23 protein-coding genes are annotated in these 22551 nt (G+C 72.0%); 13 read left to right on the top strand and 10 right to left on the bottom strand.

Annotation, left to right across the window (positions count from 1 at the left end; genetic code table 11):
- Positions 1 to 87 precede the first annotated feature (87 nt).
- The gene (locus AB0H32_RS11785) at positions 88 to 1026 is read right to left on the bottom strand and encodes a hypothetical protein (protein ID WP_361118127.1); all 939 of its coding nucleotides are present in this window, start codon (positions 1024 to 1026) and stop codon (positions 88 to 90) included.
- 550 nt (positions 1027 to 1576) lie between these two features.
- Here AB0H32_RS11785 and AB0H32_RS11780 point away from each other — a divergent pair.
- The 7 genes from AB0H32_RS11780 to AB0H32_RS11750 all read left to right on the top strand — a co-directional run bounded on the left by AB0H32_RS11780 (position 1577) and on the right by AB0H32_RS11750 (position 6679).
- A complete protein-coding gene (locus AB0H32_RS11780; RefSeq protein ID WP_361118073.1) occupies positions 1577 to 2470 on the top strand; it encodes a DMT family transporter in 894 nt (297 codons plus the stop codon).
- A gap of 129 nt (positions 2471 to 2599) precedes the next feature.
- On the top strand, positions 2600 to 3115 hold the full coding sequence (locus AB0H32_RS11775; protein ID WP_361118070.1) for an NUDIX domain-containing protein: 516 nt from the start codon (positions 2600 to 2602) through the stop codon (positions 3113 to 3115).
- Between the two features lie 21 nt (positions 3116 to 3136).
- The gene (locus tag AB0H32_RS11770; protein ID WP_361118067.1) at positions 3137 to 3529 is read left to right on the top strand and encodes a DUF202 domain-containing protein; all 393 of its coding nucleotides are present in this window, start codon (positions 3137 to 3139) and stop codon (positions 3527 to 3529) included.
- On the top strand, positions 3517 to 3840 hold the full coding sequence (locus AB0H32_RS11765; protein ID WP_361118064.1) for a DUF202 domain-containing protein: 324 nt from the start codon (positions 3517 to 3519) through the stop codon (positions 3838 to 3840). The genes AB0H32_RS11770 and AB0H32_RS11765 overlap by 13 nt, the downstream gene beginning before the upstream one ends.
- Positions 3841 to 3949: 109 nt before the next feature.
- Positions 3950 to 4249: a hypothetical protein gene (locus AB0H32_RS11760; RefSeq protein ID WP_361118061.1), complete on the top strand. Its 300-nt coding sequence runs from the start codon at positions 3950 to 3952 to the stop codon at positions 4247 to 4249.
- Positions 4250 to 4426: 177 nt separating this feature from the next.
- A complete protein-coding gene (locus tag AB0H32_RS11755) occupies positions 4427 to 5449 on the top strand; it encodes a phosphotransferase family protein (protein ID WP_361118058.1) in 1023 nt (340 codons plus the stop codon).
- Positions 5450 to 5455: 6 nt separating this feature from the next.
- Positions 5456 to 6679 (top strand): acyl-CoA dehydrogenase family protein, encoded by a 1224-nt coding sequence (locus AB0H32_RS11750; RefSeq protein WP_361118055.1) that lies wholly within the window; start codon positions 5456 to 5458, stop codon positions 6677 to 6679.
- Between the two features lie 66 nt (positions 6680 to 6745).
- Here the strand turns inward: AB0H32_RS11750 and AB0H32_RS11745 are convergent, their stop codons facing one another.
- The 3 genes from AB0H32_RS11745 to AB0H32_RS11735 are packed head-to-tail and all read right to left on the bottom strand — an operon-like array spanning position 6746 to position 9813.
- Positions 6746 to 7339: a TetR/AcrR family transcriptional regulator gene (locus tag AB0H32_RS11745; protein WP_361118052.1), complete on the bottom strand. Its 594-nt coding sequence runs from the start codon at positions 7337 to 7339 to the stop codon at positions 6746 to 6748.
- Between the two features lie 24 nt (positions 7340 to 7363).
- A complete protein-coding gene (locus AB0H32_RS11740; RefSeq protein ID WP_361118049.1) occupies positions 7364 to 9043 on the bottom strand; it encodes an AMP-binding protein in 1680 nt (559 codons plus the stop codon).
- The gene (locus tag AB0H32_RS11735; RefSeq protein WP_361118046.1) at positions 9040 to 9813 is read right to left on the bottom strand and encodes an SDR family NAD(P)-dependent oxidoreductase; all 774 of its coding nucleotides are present in this window, start codon (positions 9811 to 9813) and stop codon (positions 9040 to 9042) included. The genes AB0H32_RS11740 and AB0H32_RS11735 overlap by 4 nt, the downstream gene beginning before the upstream one ends.
- Positions 9814 to 9994: 181 nt before the next feature.
- Here AB0H32_RS11735 and AB0H32_RS11730 point away from each other — a divergent pair, with 181 nt between their 5' ends.
- Positions 9995 to 11224 (top strand): DUF1343 domain-containing protein, encoded by a 1230-nt coding sequence (locus tag AB0H32_RS11730; RefSeq protein WP_361118043.1) that lies wholly within the window; start codon positions 9995 to 9997, stop codon positions 11222 to 11224.
- Between the two features lie 83 nt (positions 11225 to 11307).
- Positions 11308 to 12594 (top strand): serine-threonine protein kinase, encoded by a 1287-nt coding sequence (locus AB0H32_RS11725; protein ID WP_361118040.1) that lies wholly within the window; start codon positions 11308 to 11310, stop codon positions 12592 to 12594.
- Positions 12595 to 12678: 84 nt separating this feature from the next.
- Here AB0H32_RS11725 and AB0H32_RS11720 read toward each other — a convergent pair whose 3' ends face one another.
- On the bottom strand, positions 12679 to 15468 hold the full coding sequence (locus tag AB0H32_RS11720; RefSeq protein WP_361118037.1) for a penicillin acylase family protein: 2790 nt from the start codon (positions 15466 to 15468) through the stop codon (positions 12679 to 12681).
- 256 nt (positions 15469 to 15724) lie between these two features.
- Between AB0H32_RS11720 and AB0H32_RS11715 the strand changes: the two genes are divergently transcribed.
- Together AB0H32_RS11715 and AB0H32_RS11710 are read left to right on the top strand one after the other, a co-directional pair.
- The gene (locus tag AB0H32_RS11715; RefSeq protein WP_361118035.1) at positions 15725 to 16327 is read left to right on the top strand and encodes a hypothetical protein; all 603 of its coding nucleotides are present in this window, start codon (positions 15725 to 15727) and stop codon (positions 16325 to 16327) included.
- A gap of 124 nt (positions 16328 to 16451) precedes the next feature.
- Positions 16452 to 17156, top strand: a complete 705-nt coding sequence (locus tag AB0H32_RS11710; RefSeq protein WP_361118032.1) for a 3-keto-5-aminohexanoate cleavage protein — start codon at positions 16452 to 16454, stop codon at positions 17154 to 17156.
- Here the strand turns inward: AB0H32_RS11710 and AB0H32_RS11705 are convergent.
- The gene (locus AB0H32_RS11705; RefSeq protein WP_361118028.1) at positions 17126 to 17860 is read right to left on the bottom strand and encodes a hypothetical protein; all 735 of its coding nucleotides are present in this window, start codon (positions 17858 to 17860) and stop codon (positions 17126 to 17128) included. The two genes, AB0H32_RS11710 and AB0H32_RS11705, sit on opposite strands and share 31 nt — an antisense overlap.
- A 147-nt stretch (positions 17861 to 18007) precedes the next feature.
- Here AB0H32_RS11705 and AB0H32_RS11700 point away from each other — a divergent pair, with 147 nt between their 5' ends.
- On the top strand, positions 18008 to 19075 hold the full coding sequence (locus AB0H32_RS11700) for an RNA ligase (ATP) (protein WP_361118025.1): 1068 nt from the start codon (positions 18008 to 18010) through the stop codon (positions 19073 to 19075).
- Between the two features lie 178 nt (positions 19076 to 19253).
- Here AB0H32_RS11700 and soxR read toward each other — a convergent pair whose 3' ends face one another.
- Positions 19254 to 19712, bottom strand: a complete 459-nt coding sequence (gene soxR, locus AB0H32_RS11695) for a redox-sensitive transcriptional activator SoxR (RefSeq protein ID WP_361118022.1) — start codon at positions 19710 to 19712, stop codon at positions 19254 to 19256.
- 105 nt (positions 19713 to 19817) lie between these two features.
- On the opposite strand from soxR, the gene AB0H32_RS11690 reads away from it, so the two are divergent.
- Positions 19818 to 20279, top strand: coding sequence for a MaoC family dehydratase (locus tag AB0H32_RS11690; RefSeq protein ID WP_361118019.1), 462 nt, complete (start codon positions 19818 to 19820; stop codon positions 20277 to 20279).
- A gap of 36 nt (positions 20280 to 20315) precedes the next feature.
- On the opposite strand, the gene AB0H32_RS11685 is transcribed toward AB0H32_RS11690, so the two are convergent.
- The 3 genes from AB0H32_RS11685 to AB0H32_RS11675 all read right to left on the bottom strand — a co-directional run bounded on the left by AB0H32_RS11685 (position 20316) and on the right by AB0H32_RS11675 (position 22542).
- Positions 20316 to 20939 carry a TetR/AcrR family transcriptional regulator gene (locus AB0H32_RS11685; RefSeq protein ID WP_361118016.1) on the bottom strand — a complete coding sequence of 208 codons (624 nt, stop codon included), beginning with the start codon at positions 20937 to 20939 and terminating at the stop codon, positions 20316 to 20318.
- Positions 20940 to 21042: 103 nt separating this feature from the next.
- Entirely contained in the window at positions 21043 to 21330 is a 288-nt protein-coding gene (locus AB0H32_RS11680) for a YiaA/YiaB family inner membrane protein (RefSeq protein WP_361118013.1), read from the bottom strand.
- A gap of 60 nt (positions 21331 to 21390) precedes the next feature.
- Complete coding sequence (locus tag AB0H32_RS11675) at positions 21391 to 22542, bottom strand: acyl-CoA dehydrogenase family protein (protein ID WP_361118124.1); 1152 nt, start codon at positions 22540 to 22542, stop codon at positions 21391 to 21393.
- Positions 22543 to 22551 lie beyond the last annotated feature (9 nt).

The raw sequence follows: 22551 nt of genomic DNA, 5'->3' as shown, positions 1-22551 counted from the left end.
GGTCGGACACGCCTCGGAAACGCCTACGCCTCGGTCGGGGACGCCTCGGGAACACCTGCGGCTCCGTCCCGGGCACCTCGGGAACGCCTACGGCTCCGTCGGGGACGCCTCGGGAAACGTCCCGCCGAGTGCGCAGCGCCGGGCGGTTCGGAAGGACTGCCACCCGTCGCGGTGCGGATAGGACCAGGGCGCCCGGGTGGCGTGGCGGCCGATGCGCTGGAACAGGGCCGCCGCCTCGGCCGGGCGCCCGGCGCAGGACATCGCGAAGGCCAGGTGGTTGAGGTCGACGTGGCGGCGGGGGTGGTCGTCGTGCTCCCACTCCAGCCACCAGTCGAAGCAGGCCCGCAGGATCCGCCGGGCGCGGGGGCCCGCCCAGTGCCCGGAGGCGGCCGGGTCCGCGGGGGCGAGCCCGGCGGCGGCCAGGACGCGGTAGCGCTCGGCGTAGGCGACCACCGGCAGGACGGCCAGCGGGGAGTCGGCGGGGGCCTCGGCGGCGGCCCGCTCGGCCAGGTCGTACGCCTCGTGGGACTCGGCCCGGCCGCCCGGGGGCCGCTCGGCGAGACGGGCGACCAGCAGATGGTGGGCGTGGTGGTGCTCGGGGTGGCGGTCGCGCAGTTCGGCGAAGGTGCGCAGCAGTTCCTTCTCGGGGCCCATGGTGCGCGCCAGCAGGAGCAGGCCGAGCAGGGGGGTGGGGTCGGCGGGGGCGAGCGCGGCGGCGGTGGTGCAGGCCTCGCGGGCCCGGTCGGGTTCCTCCTTGCCGCCGAGGGCGCGGTGGACCAGGGTCAGGGCGAGCAGGGTGGTGGCGTCGGCGGAGCCCGGCTCGGCGAGCTGCCACTCGCGGGCCCAGGCGGCGGCGTACGGCTGGGCGGCGAGCACGGTGGCGCGGTGGCCGCGGCGGTCCCAGTCGTCGCCGGTGTGCAGCAGCAGCGAGCGGGCGGACTGCCAGCGGCCCTGCGCCAAAGCGGCCCGGGCGGTGCGCAGTTCGGCGTCGTCGAGAGCTTCGTCGAAGGCGTCGGCCGGGGCAATGGCGGAGGCGCCGGCCGGGGTAACGGCGGAGGCGACGGTACCGGCCGGGGCGAGGGCGCCGCCGGAGGAGAGGGCACCGGCTAAGGCGCCGGAGTCGTCCGGGGCGGTCTCGCCGGACTGGTCCGTGGGGGCGCGGCGAGCGCCGAGCAGAGGCAGGGGTGGGGGCACCGCAGGACTTCCTGTTTCTCGGGCTGCCATCGACCGATCACGCACAGCAAACCCCCAGCCAAGGTTTGCGTCAAGCGGAACCGGGGTGATGCCGACTTCAACCACCGTTCCAGGAGGGGTACTTGAGACACGGGCGCCCTGGTTGCCGTACTACGGAGCGACGCAGGGGCGGATGTCTGTGGCGTACGCCATGGCGCAGGGAGGACATGCCGCACACCATGGCCGGACGGTCATGCCGCCCGCGGTCGCCCTTGCGACCGGCCGCGCGGCGTGACCGGCCAACCTGCCCGGTTCCGGGCACCGTCCGGGGCAATGGGGCCCCGGGAGCGCTAGAGTCGGCTCTCACGCGTCCGTGGTCCGGCCGATGATCGAGGTACGCAGCGTGTCCGTTCTGGTTCTCCTCCTCGCCGTGAGCGCCGCCTGTTGCGTGGGCTTCGGATTCGTGCTCCAGCAGAACGCCGCCCAGAACGCACCGCTCGGCGACTTCCTGTCCTTCCGGCTGCTGCTGGACCTGATGCGGGTGCCGCGCTGGCTGGGCGGCATCGCCCTGATGGTGGCCGGCATGGCACTCGGCGCGATCGCCCTCGGCAAGGGTGAGATCTCCCTGGTCGAGCCGCTGCTCGCGACGAACCTGCTGTTCGCGCTCGCCCTGTCCCGCCACCAGACCAGGCAGCCCCTGGGCCGCCAGGGCTGGACCGGCCTCGCCCTGCTCGCCGGGGGCGTGAGCGCGTTCATCCTGGCGGGCGAGCCACACGCCGGCCACGCCGTCACCGACCCGGTGCGGCACTGGCTGATCATCGGCGCGACGCTCGGCGCGGCCATGGTGCTCACGACGTACGGAAAGCGGTCCCGGCTGAGCTGGGGCCCGGTGCTGCTGGCCACCGCCGCCGGGCTGCTGTACGGCGTGCAGGACGCGCTGACCCGGGTGAGCGGCACCCGCTTCGCCGCCGGCGGCTTCACGGAGCTGCTGACCGGCTGGCAGCCGTACGGCGTGCTGGCGCTCGGCGTCACCGGTCTCGTGCTGGTGCAGAGCGCCTTCGAGACGGCTCCGCTGCGCATGTCGCTGCCCGCGCTGACCGCGGCCCAGCCGCTCGCCGGGATCCTGTGCGGGGTGGGCTTCCTCGGTGACCGGCTGCGCACCGACACCGGCGCGCTGGCCTGGGAGGCGGCGGGGCTCGCGGCGATCGTCGCGGGCATCGTGCTGCTCGGGCTGCACCCGGCGATGCCGCGCGGCGCGGGACGTACGGAGCGGGCCCGGGACCTCCAGCGGCGCTGAACCAGCCCGACCGGGACCTTTGGCCGCGCCGAACCGGCCCGACCGGGACCTTTGGCCGCGCCGAACCGGCCCGACCGGGACCTTTGGCGGCGCCGAACCGGCCCGCCGGGCACCTGCTTGGATACGGGCATGAACCCTGCTGAGGAGATCCTCGACATCGTCGACGAGCACGACCGGGTCGTCGACCGGGTCCCGCGCGGCGAGGCGTACGCCCGGGGCCTGCGGCACCGGTGTGTCTTCGTCCAGGCCCGGGACGCGGCCGGACGTCTCTTCGTGCACCGCCGCACCGCCACCAAGCTGGTGTTCCCCTCCCTGTACGACATGTTCGTCGGCGGAGTCGTGGGAGCGGGCGAGTCCTACGACGAGGCGGCGCTCCGGGAGGCCGAGGAGGAACTGGGGGTCACCGGTCTGCCCCGGCCGGAGTTCCTCTTCAAGTTCCTGTACGACGACGGCACCGGGAAGAGCTGGTGGTCGGCGGTGTACGAGGTGCGCTGCGAGCTGGAGGTGCGGCCCCAGGCGGAGGAGATCCAGTGGCACGACTTCCTGGCCGAGGACGAGGTGGAGCGCAGGCTCGGCGCGTGGGAGTGGGTGCCGGACGGGCTCGCGGCGTACGAGCGGCTGAGGGCGTTCCGCGCCGCCCGCTGAGGCCCCGGTAGGGTCCTCGGCGTGATCGAATTCGTGCGGAACGTCCGGCTCTGGTTCGCGCCGGAGCAGGTACGGGAAGAGGGCAGCACACCCGACTACCGGTTCTCGCTGGCCAACGAGCGCACGTTTCTGGCCTGGTTGCGGACCGCGCTCGCGCTGATCGGCGGGGGTTTCGCGGTGGACCAGTTCCTGCCGGACCTGCGCTGGGCGTGGCGGGTCGGCCTCGCGCTGGCGCTGCTCGGCGCCGGTGTGCTGTGCTCGCTGCGCGCGGTGAACCACTGGGTGCGCTGCGAGCGGGCGATGCGGCGGGGCGAGGACCTGCCGGCCTCCCGGTTCCCGGCGATGCTGAGCCTGGTGGTCGCGGTGGTGGCCGTCGCGATGGTCGTGGTGGTGCTGGTCGGATGGGCGGGGTGAGCGCGGGGGTCCGGGATCCGGGGCTGCAGCCGGAGCGGACCCGGCTGGCCTGGCGGCGTACGACGCTGTCCAGCACCGTGGCGGCCGTACTCGCCGTGCGGACCGCGCTGCACGGCGGGGCCTCCGCCGCCGGGCTCACGGTGTGCGCGTTGTGCTGTGCGCTCTGGCTGGGCTTCCTGTGGGTGGCCCACGACCGCATCCGCGCCCTGGCGACGAGCCCCCGCCCGGCCGCGCTGGCACCCCGGCACGCGACGGCGGCGGTGCTGTGTGCGGTGGCGATGGCGGTGTGCGCGGCCCTGCTCGTGGTCTAGGGACGATCCCGGGCACTCGTACGCCACATGACCGGAATACCCGGATATACACCTTTCGCGTGGCAGCCTTTCCGACGTCATGCCCCCGTACCACCCGAAGGTGAGCACCATGACCACCCTCCACCAGGAACACACCGCGCACGGCACGCACCACCACGGCCCGGACTGCGGGCACACGGCCGTGCAGCACGGCGACCACCTCGACTACCTGCACGACGGACATCTGCACCGCGAGCACGGCGACCACTGGGACGAGTGCGAGCCGGCCGGCCACACCCCGCACGAGGACCACGAGCACGTGCACCACGAGGAGTGCGGGCACGCGCGCGTGCAGCACGGCGACCACGTCGACTACCTCCACGACGGACACCGGCACGCCGAGCACGAGGACCACTGGGACGACCACTGACCCCGCCGGCCGGCAGACACGGGCCGACGGCTCCCCGGGGGCAGCGCACCGGGAAGCCGTCGGCCTATCGTGGCTCCGGTCACGTTTCCCGCCACCTTGGACGGATCCACTGGACGGCATACCGACCGGTCGGCATCATGAGTCGCGTTGCTGTTCACCCGTTTCCAGGAGTGATGTATGAGCGCCGACCACCCGCCCGGACTCGATCTCGACCGGCTGCGCGGCCTGCTCGACCGTGAGCGGCCCGGTCTGACGGCCGGCCCGCTGACCGGCCGGCTGATCGAGGGCGGACGGTCGAACCTCACCTACGCGGTCACCGACGGCACCGCCAAGTGGGTGGTCCGGCGGCCGCCGCTCGGCCATGTGCTGGCCACCGCCCACGACATGAAGCGTGAGCACCGGGTGATCAGCGCGCTGCACCCGACCGAGGTGCCGGTCCCGCGGCCGGTGCTGCTGTGCGAGGACGAGGAGGTGCTCGGAGCGCCGTTCTACGTCATGGAGTTCGTCGAGGGCACCCCGTACCGCACGGCGGACCAGCTCGCCCCGCTGGGCGCGGAGCGCACCCGCAACGCGGTGCTGTCCCTGGTGGACACCCTGGTCGAACTGCACGCGGTGGACCCGGCCGAGGTGGGCCTCGCCGACTTCGGGCGACCGGAGGGATTCCTGGACCGGCAGCTGCGCCGCTGGGGCAAGCAGCTGGACGCCTCCCGCAACCGCGACCTGGCCGGCATCGACGAGCTGCACGCGGCTCTCGGGCGCGCCCTGCCCGCCTCCCCCGCGCCCGCCGTCGTGCACGGCGACTACCGCCTCGACAACGTGCTGATCGGCCCGGACGACAGGATCAACGCGATCCTCGACTGGGAGATGTCGACCCTCGGCGACCCGCTGACCGACCTGGGCCTGCTGGTGATGTACTCCCAGCCGCTCGGCATGGCCGAATCGCCCGTGTCCACCACCGCCGAGGCCCCGGGGCACCCGTCCCCGCAGGAGCTGATCGAACGGTACGCCGCACGCTCCGGGCGCGACGTCTGCGCCGTCTCCTGGTACACGGCGTTCGCCTGGTTCAAGCTCGCCGTGATCCTGGAGGGCATCCACTACCGGTACACGCTCGGCCAGACGGTCGGGCGCGGCTTCGACCGGATCGGCGACCTCGTACCCGTCTTCATCGACCACGGACTGACCACTCTTCAGGAAGGCTGACCGGACATGCACTTCGCGTTCGACGCACGTACCGAGGAGCTGCGCGGCAAGCTGCTCGCCTTCATGGACGAGTACGTCTATCCGGCCGAGGCCGTGGCCGAGGAGCAGCGGGCCGCGCTGGCGTCCCCCTGGGACACCCCGGCCGTGGTCGAGGAGCTGAAGGCGGAGGCCCGCAGGCAGGGTCTGTGGAATCTCTTCCTCCCCGACGCCGAGCACGGGGCCGGGCTGACGAACCTCCAGTACGCGCCGCTCGCCGAGATCACCGGCCGCTCCCCGCATCTGGCGCCCACCGCGACGAACTGCGCCGCGCCCGACACGGGCAACATGGAGGTGCTGGCGCAGTTCGGCAACGAGCAGCAGAAGAAGCAGTGGCTGGAGCCGCTGCTGGCCGGTGAGATCCGCTCGGCGTTCGCGATGACGGAGCCGGACGTCGCCTCCTCCGACGCCACGAACATCACCACGCGCATCGAGCGAGCCTCCGACGGCACGGACGAGTACGTCATCACCGGCCGCAAGTGGTACATCTCCGGGGCGATGAACCCCGACTGCAAGATCTTCATCGTGATGGGCAAGACCGACCCCGACGGCCCGGACATCCGCCGTCAGCAGTCGATGGTCCTGGTCCCGCGGGACACCCCGGGCGTCAGCGTGAGGCGCGCGATGCAGGTCTTCGGCTACGAGGACCACTCCCACGGCGGCCACGCCGAGGTGATCTTCGACCACGCGCGCGTGCCCGTCACCAACCTGATCGGCGAGGAGGGCGGCGGCTTCGCCATCGCCCAGGCCCGGCTCGGCCCCGGCCGGATCCACCACTGCATGCGGCTGATCGGCATGGCCGAGCGGGCGATCGAGCTGATGTGCCGGCGGGCCGTGTCCCGTACCGCGTTCGGCAAGGCGCTGGCCCAGCAGGGCGTGGTCCACAACTGGATCGCGGACGCCCGGGTGACGGTCGAGCAGCTGCGGCTGCTGGTGCTGAAGACGGCCTGGCTGATGGACACCGTCGGCAACAAGGGCGCGCACACCGAGATCCAGGCCATCAAGATCGCCACGCCCCGCGCGGTGGTCGGGATCCTCGACCGCGCGATCCAGCTGTACGGCGCGGGCGGCGTGAGCCAGGACTTCCCGCTGGCCGAGCTGTACGCGGCGGCGCGCACCCTGATGATCGCCGACGGCCCGGACGAGGTGCACCAGCGGTCTCTGGCCCAGCGGGAGTTGAAGAAGTACCTCTAGGAGGCGTGTGCAAGGGGGCGGTCGCCGCGGGCGACCGCCCCCTTTTTTTCCGCTCCGTCTGCGGGGCTACGGGCGCAGCGCCCGCAGCAGCAGGTCCGCCAGGTGGTCGGCGACCTGCTGGGGGGTGAGCGGGCCGCCGGGGCGGTACCAGGTCGACAGGTGGTGCACCGAGCCGAAGTGGTAGTCCACGACCAGGTCGGCGGGGGTCGCCGTGGAGAAGACGCCCTCGCGCTGGCCCTCCTCGATGAGCGCACGGAAGCGTTCGTGGTAGCGCCGGCGCTCGGCACGCACCTGCTTGTTCTTCTCCGGGCTCAGATGGTGCATGGAGCGGAAGAAGATCATCGCGTCGTCGAGGTTCTCGATCGTCGTGACGACGACGTCCGCCGCCGCGTCCCGCACCCTCTTCTCGACCGGCTCGTCCGCGTCCGCGAACGCGTCCAGCCGCTCCTGCTGGACGCGCAGCACGCGCGCGTACACCTCGTGCAGAAGGTCGTCCTTGGAGCCGAAGTAGTGGTACAGCGCACCCTTGGTGACGCCGGCCGCCTCCACGATCTCCTGCACCGAAGTGCGGTCGTAGCCCTGCTCGGCGAAAAGACGGGTGGCGGCGTTCAGCAGCCGCTGCGGAACGGGCGTTCCATCTCCGTCCGTCGTCCTGGGCACTGCGCCACCTGCCTTTCCGTCGTTCTACTGACTGTCGCTGCCGCTGCCCTGCGCCTGGGAACGCAGCTCCCGACGGAGGATCTTCCCACTCGCCGTCTTCGGCAAGTCGGGCAGGATCTCCACCTGGCGCGGATATTTGTAGGCAGCCAGTCTCTCCCTGCAGTACATCGCAAGTTCATCCGGGTCCGCCTGCGCGCCCGGACGGAGGCTGATGTAGGCCCGGACGGTCTCTCCCCGGTAGCCGTCGGGCACGCCCACGACGGCCGCCTCGCGCACCGCCGGATGGGTGTAGAGGACGTCCTCGACCTCGCGCGGCCACACCTTGAAGCCGGACGCGTTGATCATGTCCTTCTTGCGGTCCACGACGTACAGCCAGCCTTGTGCGTCCATGAAACCGATGTCACCGGTGCGCAGCTCGCCGTCCGGGAAGGTCTCGGCGGTGGCCTCGGGGCGCCGCCGGTAGCCGGGGACCACCTGGGGCCCGCGCACGACGATCTCGCCCTGCTCGCCGAAGGGGACCTCCTCGCCGCGCTCGTCCACGATGCGCACGACGGTGTCCGCGCCGGGCACGCCGACCGCGAGCGTCCCGGAGACCGGGTCGACGGGCGCCTCCAGGCCGGGCGGGACGGCGGCGCACGGGCCGGTGCACTCGGTGAGGCCGTAGCCGACGCGGATGTACGGCCCGAAGCGCTCGCGGAACCTCTCCACCAGGGCGGGCGGCACGGGGGCGCCGCCCGAGGAGAGGTTCACGAAGGAGGCGAAGTGCTCGCGGGTGACGCCGGGGTGGGCGGCGAGGGCCAGGTAGGCGGTGGAGGGGCCGACCGTGTAGTGCGGGCGGTGCTCGGCGAACGCCTCCAGGACGACGCCGGGCTCGAAGCGGTAGCCGAGCACCAGGGTGCCCGCGCTGTTCAGGCAGGCGCCGAACTGGCAGACCATCCCGGTGATGTGGAACAGCGGGGCCAGCGCGTAGTAGACGGGCGCCTCGGGCAGATCGAGCCCCGTGCGCTGGCGCTCGGCGTTGTGCATGATGTTGCCGTGCGTGTTGGTGGCGCCCTTCGGGGTGCCGCTGGTCCCCGAGGTGTAGCTGATCAGGGCGATGTCGCCGGGACGCGGATCACGGCCCTCGGGAGCCGTGCCGCCCCGCCGGGCGACGGTGGCCAGGTCGTCGGCGTCGGGGGCCTGGGGCAGCCGCTCGAAGCCGAGCACGCGCGCGTCGTCACGCGTCTGGAAGTCCCGCTCGCACCCGGTGAGCACGATCCGCACCGGCGAGTCGGCGGCCGTCTCCCGCAGGTACCCCTCCCAGGCGCGGTCGGAGCAGATCAGCGCGGCGACCTCGCCGTCCCGCAGGACGTGACCGACCTCGGCCGACTTGTACATGGGGTTGACGGGCACGACGGTCGCGCCCGCCTTCCAGGCGCCGAGGACGGCCAGCACGAAGTGCGGGGAGTTCTGCAGCAGGACGGCTACCCGGTCGCCGCGCTCCACCCCGCGTCCGGCGAGGTGGGCGGCCACCGCGTCGCTCAGCTCGTCGATCTCGCGGTAGGTCAGCCGGGCGTCGAAGTAGGCGAGGAAGGTGCGCTCGGGGGCCTCGGCCACGGCGCGGCGCAGGGCGTGCACGAGGGAGTCGGCGGGCCGGACCGGCTCGCGCTGGGCCTCGCTGAGCAGGGCGAGCCAGGGCCGGGCCCCGTAGGGGGAGGCGCTCACAGTGCTGCCTCCCACTTCTGCTGGATGTGGTTCATGCCGGCCAGCCAGCGGTCGGGGGTGGCGGCCCGCGCCTGGTAATACTCGGCGACCTCGGGGTGCGGCAGGATAAGGAAGCGGTCCTCCTCGATGCCGCGGAAGAGGGCGTCGGCGACCGCCTCCGGCTCGATCGCGGTGGACTGCAGCACCAGGGCGCCCGCGCTGCCGGTGGCGGCCAGCATGTCGGTACGGACGCCCTGGGGGCAGATGGCGTGGACCTTGAGGCCCCGGTGGCGGTAGGTGAGGGACAGCCACTCGGCGAAGGCCAGCGCGCCGTGCTTGGTGACGCTGTAGGAGGGGGCGCCGATCATGGTGAGGAGTCCGGCGGCCGAGACCGTGGAGACGAACCTGCCGCGCCCGCGCTCCAGCCAGTGCGGCAGCAGCGCGTGGGCCGCCCGGACGTGCGCCATCACGTTGACGTCCCAGGACAGCTCCCAGGACCTCTCGTCGAGGGGCTCGCCGGCCGCCGTGCCCTCGAAGGCGACGCCGGCGTTGGCGCAGAAGACGTCCACGGTGCCGCCGAGCGCGTCGCGGGCGTCGCCGACGATCGCCGAGGCGTCACCCGGTACGGCGATCCCGCCGATCTCCGCCGCCACCGCCTCGGCCTTGCCGGCATCGAGGTCGTTCACGACGACCCGGGCGCCCTCGGTGGCGAACCTGCGGGCCAGCGCGGCCCCGATCCCCCCGCCCGCTCCGGTGACGACCACTCCCGCATCCTGCACGGCTTCCACCATCGGTCTCCTTCGACACGACGCGACTCGGCTCAGCGATGGCCAGACTAACCAGTCGGTATGTGTAAAAGGAAGGGTGCCTGGACCAACCTAGGGGCGCGGGGCTGTATCGATGTGCGGCTCCGCCGCGCGAGCGCGAGCAACCCCGTACGGCTTGCACCTTCCACACAAACGGAGGTCATCCATGCGCCTGTCCAGACGGAGCCTTCTCGCATCGGCCACGATGACGGCACTTCCCGCAGCACCGGCCACGGCCCGACCCCGCGAGCGACTGCACACCGGCTTCGAAAGACTCGCGGCCGACGGCTACTCGGCACTCGGCGGCCGGCGCGTCGGCGTCGTCACCAACCCGACCGGCGTCACCGAAGACGTCCGCCACATCGTCGACGTCATGCACGCCGACCCCCGGGTACGGCTCACCGCGGTCTTCGGCCCCGAGCACGGCTTCCGCGGCACGGCCCAGGCAGGCGGCTCCGAGAGCCGCTACGACGACCCGGCGACCGGCCTGCCCGTCTACGACACCTATCTGAAGAGCGGTCGCCCCCTGGCCGACATCTTCACCGCCTCCGGCGTCGACACGGTCGTCTTCGACATCCAGGACGTGGGCGCCCGCTTCTACACGTACATCTGGACGCTGTACGACTGCATGGAGGCGGCACAGCTCGCGGGCAAACGGTTCGTCGTCCTCGACCGCCCGAACCCGGTCACCGGCCGCTCGGCCCAAGGGCCCGTCCTGCACAAGGAGTTCGCCTCCTTCATCGGCCGGCAGCCGATTGCGCAGGCGCACGGGATGACCGTGGCCGAGCTGGCCCGGCTGTTCAACGGGGAGTTCCTGAGCAAGCCCGTCCCGCTGGAGACCGTCCTGATGACCGGCTGGAGCCGCACACGGTTCTACGACGCCTGGGGCCTGCCCTGGGTGCCGCCGAGCCCGAACATGCCGACCCCGGACACCGCGCTGGTGTACTCGGGCACGTGCATGTTCGAGGGCACCAACCTCTCCGAGGGGCGCGGCACGACCCGGCCCTTCGAGCTCCTCGGCGCCGACGGGATCGACGGCCGGTGGGCCGCCGCGGTCAACGAACTCGGGCTGCCGGGCGTGCGGTTCCGGGAGGCGTACTTCGCGCCCACCTTCTCCAAGTTCGCGGGCAAGACCGTCGGAGGCGTACAGATCCATGTGCACGACCGGGCCGCCTACGACCCCGTCCGCACCGGGATCGCCCTGCTGGTGACCGCCAGGAAGGCCTGGAACGGCTTCGCCTGGCGCCCGGACGACTGGATCGACAGGCTCACCGGCTCCACCCGGGTGCGGACGATGATCGACGCGGGCGCGGGTACCGACGAGGTGGCCGGCGCCTGGCAGGAGGAGTTGGAGGCGTTCCGGAGCGTGCGAAGGAAATATCTGCTCTACAAGTGACGCGCCGTGTATGGCCAACTCCGCCCCGTCGCAGGACGATGCGCCCATATCGCATCGTTTCGGGGGGGACGAGGGAGCCTGACATGGCGGAGCCTGGGATGAGCGTGACTCCCTACTGGGAGCTGACCTTCGACGCGGACGGGGACGTGGACGGCCCCGAACGCGACCGGCTGCTGGCGCAGGTCACGGACCATGGCGTCCGTGACCTGATCGTCTTCGCGCACGGCTGGAACAACGACCGTTCGGGCGCGACCGCGCTGTACCGGCGCTTCTTCGCCCCTGTCCCCGGGCTCGCCCCGAAGGCGCGGATCGGGTACGTGGGCGTGATCTGGCCGTCGATGCGGTTCTGCGACGAGCCGATCCCGGACTTTCCCAGGTCCGTGGCGGCCACGGCGGTACCGGGCCCGGCACTGGACGAGGACACCCGGCGGGCGCTGCTCACGGCCTTCCCCGACCAGGCCTCCGCGGTCGGCCGGATGGCCGATCTGCTGGACGGACGGCCCGGCGGCGAGGGGCTGGCGGAGTTCGGGCGGCTGGCCCGGCAGCTGGCCGGGGCGCCGCAGCCGTCCGCGGCGGACACCTCGCAGCAGGGCGAGCCCTCGGTGCTCGGCGGGGACACCACGGCCGCCTGCGAGGAGTTCGCCGCGGCCCTGGCCGGGCTCGCCTCGCCCGGGGAGCCCGCCGGATTCGCCCTGCCGAACCCCTGGGAGGGTGCCAAGGAACTGCTGCGGCAGGCGGCGTACTACACGATGAAGCGGCGGGCCGGGGCGGTAGGTGAGCACGGACTGGGGCCTGCCATCGGGCAGTTGGCCCGCACGGCGTCGGGCGTGCGGGTGCATCTGGTCGGGCACAGCTTCGGCGGACGGCTGGTGTCGTTCGCGCTGCGCGGTCTGCCCGCGGGGGTGCGCGCGGTGAAGTCCGTGACGCTGCTCCAGGGGGCGTTCTCGCACTACGCGTTCGCGGCCCGGCTGCCCCAGGACCGGGACACCGCGGGTTCGCTCAAGGACCGGCAGCACCTCATCGACGGCCCGCTGGTGTGCTGCCATTCGCACTTCGACGCGGCGCTCGGCACCTTCTACCCGCTCGCCTCGCGTCTCGCGGGGGACAACAGCTCGCTGCTGGGCCTCGACATCGCGGCGGTGCTGGGACCCGAGTGGGGCGCCATGGGACACGACGGGGTGCAGGCGGTCCCGGGCACCGCCGCGCTGGACCTCGCCGCGGCGCTGAACGGGGCGCTGCCCGCCTCGGGCTGTGTGAACGTGGACGCCGCCGCGGTCGTCCGCCGCGGGGGCCCGCCGGCCGGGGCGCACAGCGACATCCTGCACCCCGAGCTGGCACGGGTGGTGCTGGCGGCGGGCCGTATCGCCTGACCCGCCGCCCGCGTCACCTCGCCCGATCCGCAGCGGCGCCCCGGCAGTGCGTCGGCACTGCCTCAGCACTGCGTCAACAGTGCCTCAGCGGTGCGAGGTGTACTCCACGACCTGCTGGAAGGTCGGCCGGTTCTGCCAGCTGATCTTGCCGTGCTTGATGCCGCCCAGGGTGCGCTGGTTGATCGAGTCGGCGCACCACTGGTCGCCGGCGGAGCACAGGTCGTCGCCCGGGTAGACCTGGGCGGCGGTCAGGCCGGCAGCCTGCTTCAGGGTGCTGATCAGCATGTCCCGGCAGGCGCCGAGGCTGCCGCCGCCGCAGTACTTCTGCGTGAGTCCGCCCTGCACGGGCTCCCCGAGCACCGCCCGGATGTCCTTGTCGACATAGCTCCACCAGCCGTACTGGAAGGAGCTTCCGGCGTGCGAGCCGGTCGGGCCGTGTCCGGCGGACGGGGCCTCGTCCACGGGGAGGTTGCCGGTGAACGCGGTGTACAGGTCGCTGCCGAGGCCGGGTTCGAACTCGCCCTTCACCAGCAGCGGCCACCAGCCGTCCAGGACGCGGATCGCGTCGGCGTTCGCGTACGTCTTCGAACCCGCAGAGGCCTCCGTGCGCCGGGCACCCGCGGTCACCCAGGCCTGGAGCTTGTTCACGGCGTCGGCGGCCGTGGGGTCGGTCACCGCCGAGGAGTTGATCACCTTCAGCAGCTTCGGCAGCACGTCCTCGGCGCGCAGGTCGGCGAGGGCCGCGTCCGCCATCGCCTGCACCAGCTTCGCACGGGTCACCCCGCCGGCCGCGACCAGCTTCTTCACCCGGTCGTCCAGCAGGTTGCCGCGGTGCACCGACCCGTCGCCCCAGGACGCGGTGGTGTAGTCCTTGGCCTGCTTGTTGTTCCAGGAGACGTAGTAGTCCTGGTCGACCGAGTTGGGGTGGGCGGAGGCCGGGGTGTAGTCGGCCGTGTTGGTGGCCGGGTCCCAGTTCCTCCACTCGTACGCCGGCTGTGCCCACACCGGGAACTCGGCGTCGACACCGGAGGCCCGCACCGGGTTGTCACCGCTGTTGTAGTACGCGGTGTGCTGGGAGTCGGCGTAGAACCAGTTGAAGGTGTAGTTGATGTGCTGGGCCGCGCTCTGGAAGTCCTTCGGGCCCTTGACGTAGTCGGGGTCGTTCAGCATCTGGAAGCCGATGATCGAGTCGGCCTCGTGCAGGTAGGAGGAGCGCAGGCTGGTGTAGGCGACCTTCTTGCCGCCGACGGTGGCCCGGTACTCGACCGGCCCGTACTTCGTCCGCCACACGCGCATCGTGTACGACCCCGCCGCCGTGCCGTCGGCCAGGGTCGGCTTCCAGGCGTTCTTCTGCTCGACCTCGTCCATGGCCGTGCAGGTGCCGTGGTACAGGTAGTGGTGGTCGTCCTGGCACAGTTCGACGGCGTAGGTGTCGATGATGTCCTGGCCGGAGGTGGTCGCGCTCCAGGAGTAGTCCTGGCCGCGGCCGAGTTCGACGTACATGCTCAGACCGGCGAACGAGGCACCCCGGGCGCTGATGCCGGGGCCCTGGATCTCCTGGAGCATGAGCAGCTGCGGGGCGAAGTAGCCGGTCTGCGGCCCGAAGACGGCGATGGGGTGGCCGCTGGCGGTGTACTTGCCGCTGACCACGAGGGCGTTGGACATCCCGCGCCTGGCCGAGCTGAGCGTGGTTCTGGCGGCCGCCGCCGAGGTGCTCCTGGCGCTCGCGGTGGCGGCGCTGCCGGTGCGGTCGTAGACGAGCGGCTCCTGGGTCACCGAACCGGGGTCGGGCAGGGCCTCGCCCTTGGGGTCGTCGGGCCTGGAGGCGTAGGGGAAGCTCTCGCCGTTGTGGACGGTGAGGGCGGCCTCGGCGTCGTTGCGCTCGCGGAAGGACTCCCAGACCTTGGTGCCCTGCTCCACGCCGTACTTGGACTGGGCGGCGATCAGGGAGAGGGCGTTGTTGACCTCGCCACCCCCGCCGGAGCCGAACAGGGAGCCGATGACCGAGGCCAGCGCCACGAGGTCGGTGACCTTGAAGTGGTCGATGGTGCCGGCGTTGGTGATCGCGTCCTTGTGGCCGGTGAGGTCGTACTCACCGGGGAAGTAACGGCCGCTGTCGGAGGCGTCGATGTAGGAGTTGACGCCGGCGAGGTAGGCGTTCACGTCGGCGAGGGCCTGCTGGCCTCGCGCGCCGTTCTTCGCCACCGCGTTGTCGATCTGCGCCTGCAGGTCGGCCTCGGTGTACGGCGCGTTGCGGTAGAACTCCTGCTCCAGGCCCTGGTTGGCGGGCGCGCCGCCGGCGAAGCCGGTCAGCTGGCCGCGGCCCACGTGCCGGAAGACGTCCATCAGCCACAGCCGGTCCTCGGCGGCCGCGTATCCCGCGCCGAACTCGGTGCCGTACCGGGTGGTGCCTGTGATGTGCGGCACACCGGACTTCTTGTCCCGGACGATGGTCACGTCACTGCGGCCGGCCGGCTTCTCGGTGGAGGCCACCTGGTCGGAGGGGACGCCGAACGACGCGTCGTTGAAAAAATTGTTGATCTTCGCATCGGTGAGACCCGAGTAGCCGGTGGCCAGGTCGGCATAGGGCCCGAGCTGGTCCTCGGCGTGTGCGGGCTGGGTGCCGAAGGCCTGGTTGAGCAGGATCTGGGCGAGCGTGGCGTTGCCGTTCTCGCCGGGCGGCAGGATGTCCGAACACTGGCCTCCGCAGTAGTCGTTCGAGGCCGTGGCGTGCTCGGCCGCCGCCGCTTGCGTGAGCGGGGAGAGCAGGCCTGCGACCAGAACACAGACGGATGCGGCTTTCAGGAACCCAGTGCGCTTGCGAGGAGTTCTCAGTTTGTCGAACAGCACGTTGCGTGGGGCGCGCCGTGGCATGGCAGCTCCTCCCGACGGGGGTGGGCCGGACGTTACCGCCGGTATCCCCGGGATTGAAGATGAACATGCGTCAACTTTTGGAGTCGTTGGAGTCGATGCCCGGCGGTCAACCCGGGGCGCCTTATGGGAGGGCATCGGAAATCGGATGGAGCCGAATCGTGTGTCGATACGTCTACTCGGCGACGTCGCGCGGAACACGTACGGCGACGCCGAAGTGACCGAAGTGCGGACGCAGATGTGACGGAGGTGCAGGGCGATGGCCGGATTCCGAAGTCTGGCGAGACAGGTGCGCGATCCGCGGTGCGATCTGGCGCTGCGACGCTACTCACTGCGCAAGTGCCTGGAGCGGTTCGCTCCGTACGGGCACCGGGCGACCTGGGACCATCTGTGCTCCCGGGCCGGTTTCGGTCCGGAGGACCGGTCCCCCGATCCGGCGCGGCTCGTGGCCGCACTGGAGGAACTGGAGGCGGCGCGGGCGGTCTGGCTCGGCTATGAGGCCGAGTTCGCCGAGCGCCGCAAGAAGGAGAAGCACGACGGGCTGCGTCGGCCGGGCAGTGTGGACGACTGGCACCGGCTGACCTGGGGCGGGTTCGGGGTCGCCTGGTGCGACGATCCACGGGTCCACCCCGCCGAGCCCCTGGCCGAGGTGCTGCGCCGGCTCATAGCCGCGCTGAACCGTGAACCGGGCGCGGCCTGCCCGGTGTGCGGCGGCGAGCGCCTCGTGTGGAAGTACGGCCTGGACCACGAGCCTTCGTCCGGTCCTGTCTGCACGGACTGCGGGATTCTCGTGCCCCGGCCCGTGCTCACGCCCCAGGCACTGGCCCACGCCAGGCGGGGGCTGCTGCTGATGTCGGCCTGAACAACGAGGTGGGGGTGGAACCGGGGGGTGCGCCGGGGGATGCCGCACCCCTTGCGGCGAGCGGCCGTCGGGCGCGGCTCGCGCGTGTGGGTCCGTTGCCGGTGCCTGCTGGCACCATCAGGACATGGTTCAGGTGTGTCTCAACGGGCGCCGCTCGGCCGCCGACGGTGCGGCGGTGCCGTTGTCCCCGCAGGAGTTGGCGCGGTCCGCGGCCGAGGCCGTCGCGGCCGGGGCCACGGAGGTCCATGTCCATCCCAGGACGCCGTGCGGGCGCGACAGTCTGTCCCCCCGGGTGCTGGCGCCGACGCTCGATGCGATACGGGCGCGGGTTGCCGTACCGACAGGGGTGGCCACCGGTGCCTGGGCCGAGCCCGATCCGGCCACCCGGCTCGACCGGGTGCGCAGCTGGTCGGTGCTGCCCGACATCGCCTCGGTCGACTGGCACGAGCCGGGCGCGGAGCGGATCGCCGAGCGGCTTCTCGCCATGGGCATCGGTGTGGAGGCGGGCGTCCGCTCCGGCACGGACGGGGCGGCCCGGTTCGCAAACTCGCCGCTCGGGCCGAGGGTGCTGCGGGTGCTCGCGCAGGTGACCGACCCGGACGCGGGGACCGCGGAGGGGTCGGCGCGAGCCCTGCTGGCCGAGCTGGGAGAAGCCCATGGCCGCCCGGTGCTGTTGCACGGTCAGGAGGGCGGTTCCTGGCCGGTGCTGAGGCTGGCCGGGCGGCTGGGGCTCGCCACCCGTACGGGGCTGGAGGACACTCTGCTGCTGCCCGACGGGCGGCGGGCGGGATCGAACGCTCAGTTGGTGGCAGCGGCGCTGTCCCAGTAGGGGTGCGCCCAGCGCTCGTCGTGGGGCAGGGCCTGGAGTCGGCTGCGGACGGCGCGGTCGTGCTCGCCCAGGGCGTGCAGACGGGCGGCGGCGGGGCCGGCCAGCCAGGTGCGCAACTCGGCGAGGCCGGCCTCCTCGCTGTCGGCGTACCACCAGGAGAACGGCGAGCTGTCGGAGATCAGGTCATGGAGCCACACGTCCGCGCAGTGGACGAGGTGCGTGTCGGCGACCGGTCCCCGGGGCCACCCGTCGAGGAGCGGGGTCACGCTCCCGGCGATCGTGGCACAGGTCTCGAAGATCTCGTCGACGGGGTACGACGGGTCGGCGGTCGTCAGGGCGTCCTGCCACCAGGCGCGCAGGAACGCGTCGATCGCCGCGGCCTGCTCGGCCGGCCAGGAGTGCCAGTCCACCTGGCTCAGCCCATGGCGGCTGTAGCGGATCGAGCCGAGGGTGCCGTCGGCCATCGCCCGTGCGGCCTGCGGCAGCAGGCGGCGCATCGCGGCCGGGTGGTCGTCGAAGTGGTCGGGCACCTCGAAGAGGTACATCCGCACCACGCCGTCGGGCACACGGACGTACGGCGTGCGCAGATACGCGGTCTCCTCGGGCAGGTGGCATCGGCCGCAGCCGGTCTCGTTCGGGCTCGCGAAACCGTTGAAGACGGTGTCGATGTCCGCCAGGGCGGCGTCAAGGGCGGGGGTGGCCATGGGAGCGGGTCCCGTCGTGACTCCGTGCGCGACGTATGAGCCGGCCGAAGATCGCGACGCTAGCAGACTCGAATCCGGTCGCTCCACCCCTTTGCGATGAGGACAGTTGGAGCCGATGAAACCGAACTGAGGCCGAGGAGTCCCCAGATGTCGACGCTGCGCGTCACCGCCGAAGTGCTGACCGTCCACGAGCATCCGAATGCCGATGCGCTCGAACTGGCCCAGGTGGGCCTGTACCGGGCCGTCGTCGCCAAGGGCGCCTACCGCACCGGCGAGGCCGCCGTCTACATCCCCGAGCAGTCCGTGCTTCCGCCCGGGCTGATCGAGGAGCTGGGACTGACCGGGCGGCTGGCGGGCGGCGAGGCCAACCGGGTCAGGGCGGTCCGGCTGCGGGGTGAGCTGTCGCAGGGCATCGTGTGCCGGCCGCAGGCACTCGCCGGCGTCGATCTGGCGCGGGCCGCGGCCGAGGGGGCCGACTTCGCCGAGCGGCTGGGCATCACCAAGTGGGTGCCGCCGATCCCGCCGACCATGAACGGCGAGGTGGAGTCCGCTGCCGGTCTGCTGCCGTGGGTCGACATCGAGAACATCCAGCGCTATCCGGACATCTTCACCCCGGGCGAGCCGGTCGTCCTGACGGAGAAGCTGCACGGCTCGGCGTGCCTGCTGACGTATGTCGCCGACGAGGACCGGGTGTACGTGTCCTCCAAGGGCTTCGGGGCGAAGTCCCTGGCCCTGAAGGAGGACCCGCGCAACCTCTACTGGCGGGCGGTACGGGGACACGGAGTCGCCGAGACCGCGGCGAGGCTGTGCGAGCGGCTGGGCGCACGCCGGGTCGGCATCTTCGGGGAGGTGTTCGGTGCCGGTGTGCAGGACCTGACGTACGGGGCCGACGGACGCCGGGAGACGCTCGGGTACGCGGCGTTCGACGTGTCGGCGGAGGTGGACGGGGCGGTGCGCTGGCTGGACCCGGCCGAGGTGCTGGACGGGGAGCTGCCGCTGGTACCGCGGCTGTTCTCGGGCCCGTACGACATCGCGCGGGTGCTGGAGTTCGCGAGCGGGCGGGAGACCGTGTCCGGGCGGGAGCTGCACCTGCGGGAGGGCGTGGTGATACGCCCCGCCGAGGAGCGGTACAGCCCGGTGACCGGGGGCCGCGCGATCGCCAAGGCGGTGAGCCCTGCGTACCTGACGCGGAAGGGCGGGACGGAGTACGAGTAGGCGGCGCCGCGGCCCGGCACTGGGGGAGGCGCGACTGCCCGCAGCCCCGCCGGCCGCACGGCCGACGGGGCTGCAACTCCCTGGGGGCGCGGGGAACCGCGCGAGCAGCCACGGCGCAGCCGCAGTCGGTGACGGGTCGCACCCACAACGGTCGTAGCCGCACCGGCCGGGCCCGCGCTCAGCGCCCCTCGGGCATGAGGCGCGACCCCGCCCGCCGCTCACCGAACACATCGTCCGGATTGGACAGCACGCAGGTGTTCAGGGACAGGCAACCGCAGCCGATGCAGTCGGTGAGGTGGTCCCGGAGGCGGTTCAGCTGCTTGATGCGTTCGTCCAGTTCGGAGCGCCACGCCTCCGACAGGCGGGCCCAGTCGTCGCGCGTCGGCGTGCGCTCCTCGGGCAGCTGCGCGAGAGCCTCGCGGATCGTGGCCAGGGGGATGCCGACCCGCTGGGCCGCTCGGACGAAGGCGACCCGGCGCAAGGTGTCCCGGGTGTAGCGGCGCTGGTTGCCGGAGGTGCGGCGGCTGGCGATCAGGCCCTTCGACTCGTAGAAGTGCAGGGCGGAGACGGCCGCACCGCTGCGCGCGGACAGCTGGCCGACGGTCAGCTCGTGGATCTTCTCGGGAATCTGGGGCACTCCTCAGAGACTACCGACCCGGTGCAGGTCGCGGTCCGTTGACAGGCGCCCCTCACCCGAGCATGCTAAGCAGTTGCTTAGACATGCGAGCGAGAGGCCGGGAACATGGCAGAACCGAGGACCTTCACCTCCCCCGACGAGCTGAAGGCCGCCGTGGGCGAGCAGCTGGGCCACACGGACTGGCTGGAGGTCGACCAGAAGCGGATCGATCTGTTCGCGGAGGCCACAGGTGATCACCAGTGGATCCACGTGGATCCGGAGAAGGCCGCCGCGGGGCCGTTCGGGACCACCATCGCCCACGGCTACCTGACCCTCTCGCTGCTCCCGCTGTTCGGACCGCAGCTCATCAGGGTCGAGGGCGTGACGATGGGCGTCAACTACGGGACGAACAAGGTCCGTTTCCCCTCCCCCGTCCCGGTCGGCTCCCGGCTGCGCGCCACCGCGACGATCACCGGCGTCGAGGACGTCAAGGGCGGCGTCCAGGTGGCCGTCGCCTTCACCGTGGAGCGCGAGGGCGGCGACAAACCGGTCTGCGTGGCGGAGTCGGTGTCGCGCTACTACCTCTGAGCGCGGGGGGGCCACCACCTCCGAGCGCGGGGCGCCCTAGCCGGCGCCCACCATCCGCAGCACGAGGTCGGCGTAGAGTGCGCCGACCTCCTCGGGGGTGCGCGGCCCGTTCACGGTGAACCAGCGGGCCACGTCGATGCACAGCGACAGCACGGCGAGCGTGGTGCCCTGCACGTCCGGCACGTCGAACTCGCCCGAGGCCACGCCGTCCTCGATGATCCCGCGCACCTCGGCGTCGACCTGGCGGCGGAGCGCGACGATCTCGGCACGGGCGTCGGGGCCGAGTGCGTCGAGTTCGTACTGCACGACCCGCGCGGTGGTGCGCCGCCCGGCGTGCCAGCGCACGAAGGAACTGACGGCGTCGGCCAGCCGCTCCGCGGCCGTGCCCTCGCGCCGGGCCGCCGTCCGCAGGATGTCCAGGGCCCTGTCGTGGCCGATCCGGCTGATCCGGTGGAGCAGCTCTTCCTTGGTCTTGTAGTGGATGTAGAGAGCGGCCGGGCTCATGCCGGCGCGGCCCGCGATGTCGCGTGTCGTCGTCGCGTGGTAGCCGCGCTCGGCGAATGCCTCCACGGCGGCGATGAGGAGCCGCCGGGCCGCGTCAGGGGTGACCTCTTCCCACGGCTCGACCTCGCCACCGGCCGTCTCCTGCGCCGTACTCATCGCTCACTCGCCCCTTTCGGTGACAGGAAGTAACACCATACCGCCGAAAGTGAGCGCTCGCTTAGCGTGGCCTCCAGAGGCTCCAAGAGCTTCTCACAGCCCCTCAGAGCTTCTCGAAGGGATCGTGCTCGGCGAGCAGCCTGTCCAGGCGGGCCTGATCGACCCGGCTGACGATCTGCCCGGCCTCCTGACGGTCCCGGATCACCTTGGCGAGGGTGAAGGCGGAGGTGACGAGGTACAGGACGGCGATCGCCAGGAAGCCCCGTACCCAGGCGTCGGCGTCGAGCCGGACGATGCCGACGGCGGTGGCCGCCATGGCGACCGAGAAGGATGCGACGGCCTGACCGTAGAAGGCGGCCGTGCTCTGCTGCTTGACCGGTGCGTCGCTCATGGGAGCAAGCATCGGCGGACGTGGCCCACGCCACATCCGCCGAGATACTCAGGCGGATACTCAGAAGGCGGAGACCCCGGTCAGCGCCCGCCCGATGAGCAGCTTCTGGATCTGGCTCGTGCCCTCGTAGAGGGTCATCACGCGGGCGTCGCGCAGGAGTTTGCCGACCGGGTACTCGTCGATGTAGCCGTAACCGCCGAAGACCTGCAGGGCGTTGTTGGCGGCGCGCACGGCGGTCTCGGAGGCGAACAGCTTGGCCTTGGAGGACTCGACGGCGAACGGCCTGCCACGGTCGATCAGGCCGGCCACCCGCCAGGTGAGCAGCCGGGCCGCGTCCACGTCGACGGCGATGTCGCTGATCAGCTCCTGCACCAGCTGATGGCGGGCGATGGGCTTGCCGAACTGCTCGCGCTCTCCCGCGTACCGCACGGCGGCGTCCAGCGCGGCCTGGGCTATGCCGACGCAGCCCGCGGCCACCGACATCCGCCCCTTGGCCAGCGCCGACATGGCGACCGAGAAGCCCTTGCCCTCCTCGCCGATCATCGCCGAGGCGGGCACCCGGACGTCCTGAAGGACCAGCTCGGCGGTGGCCTGGCCGCGCAGGCCGAGCTTGCCGTGGATGGTGCGGCGGGTCAGCCCGGGCGTGGCGGTGGGCACGAGGAAGGCCGAGACGCCCTTGTGGCCGGGGGCGTCGGTGGAGCGGGCGAAGAGGAGGACGACATCGGCCCAGGTGCCGTTGGTGATGAACATCTTGGTGCCGTTGAGGACGTAGTCGCCGCCCTCGCGCACCGCGCGGGTGGCGAGGTTGCCCGCGTCGGAACCGGTGCCGGGTTCGGTGAGGCCGAAGCAGCCGACGTACTCGCCGGCGGTCAGCCCCGGCAGCCAGCGCCGCTTCTGCTCCTCGCTCCCCCACGCGGCGATCGACTTGGCGACCAGGCCCAGCGAGACGGAGACGATCCCGCGGACCGAGGAGTCGCCACGGCCCAGCTCCTCGGTGACCAGGCAGTACGCGAGATGGTCGCCGCCCGAGCCGCCGTACTCCTCGTCGAGGGTCAGCCCGAGGAAGCCCACCTCGCCGAGCTTCTTCACGATCGCCCGGTCGACCTCCTCGGCCCGGTCCCAGGCGACCACGTGCGGGGCGATCTCGCGCTCCACGAAGTCCCGGGCGAGCTGCCGTACGGCGGCCTGCTCCCCGCTCAGCTCCAGGTTCACCACGTGATC

The organism is Streptomyces sp. NPDC020362 (assembly GCF_040642095.1).
In the GTDB taxonomy this organism is placed as follows: Bacteria; Actinomycetota; Actinomycetes; order Streptomycetales; family Streptomycetaceae; genus Streptomyces.
Note: the sequence above shows the minus strand (reverse complement) of the source record. Positions and strands in the feature narration are given on the sequence as shown.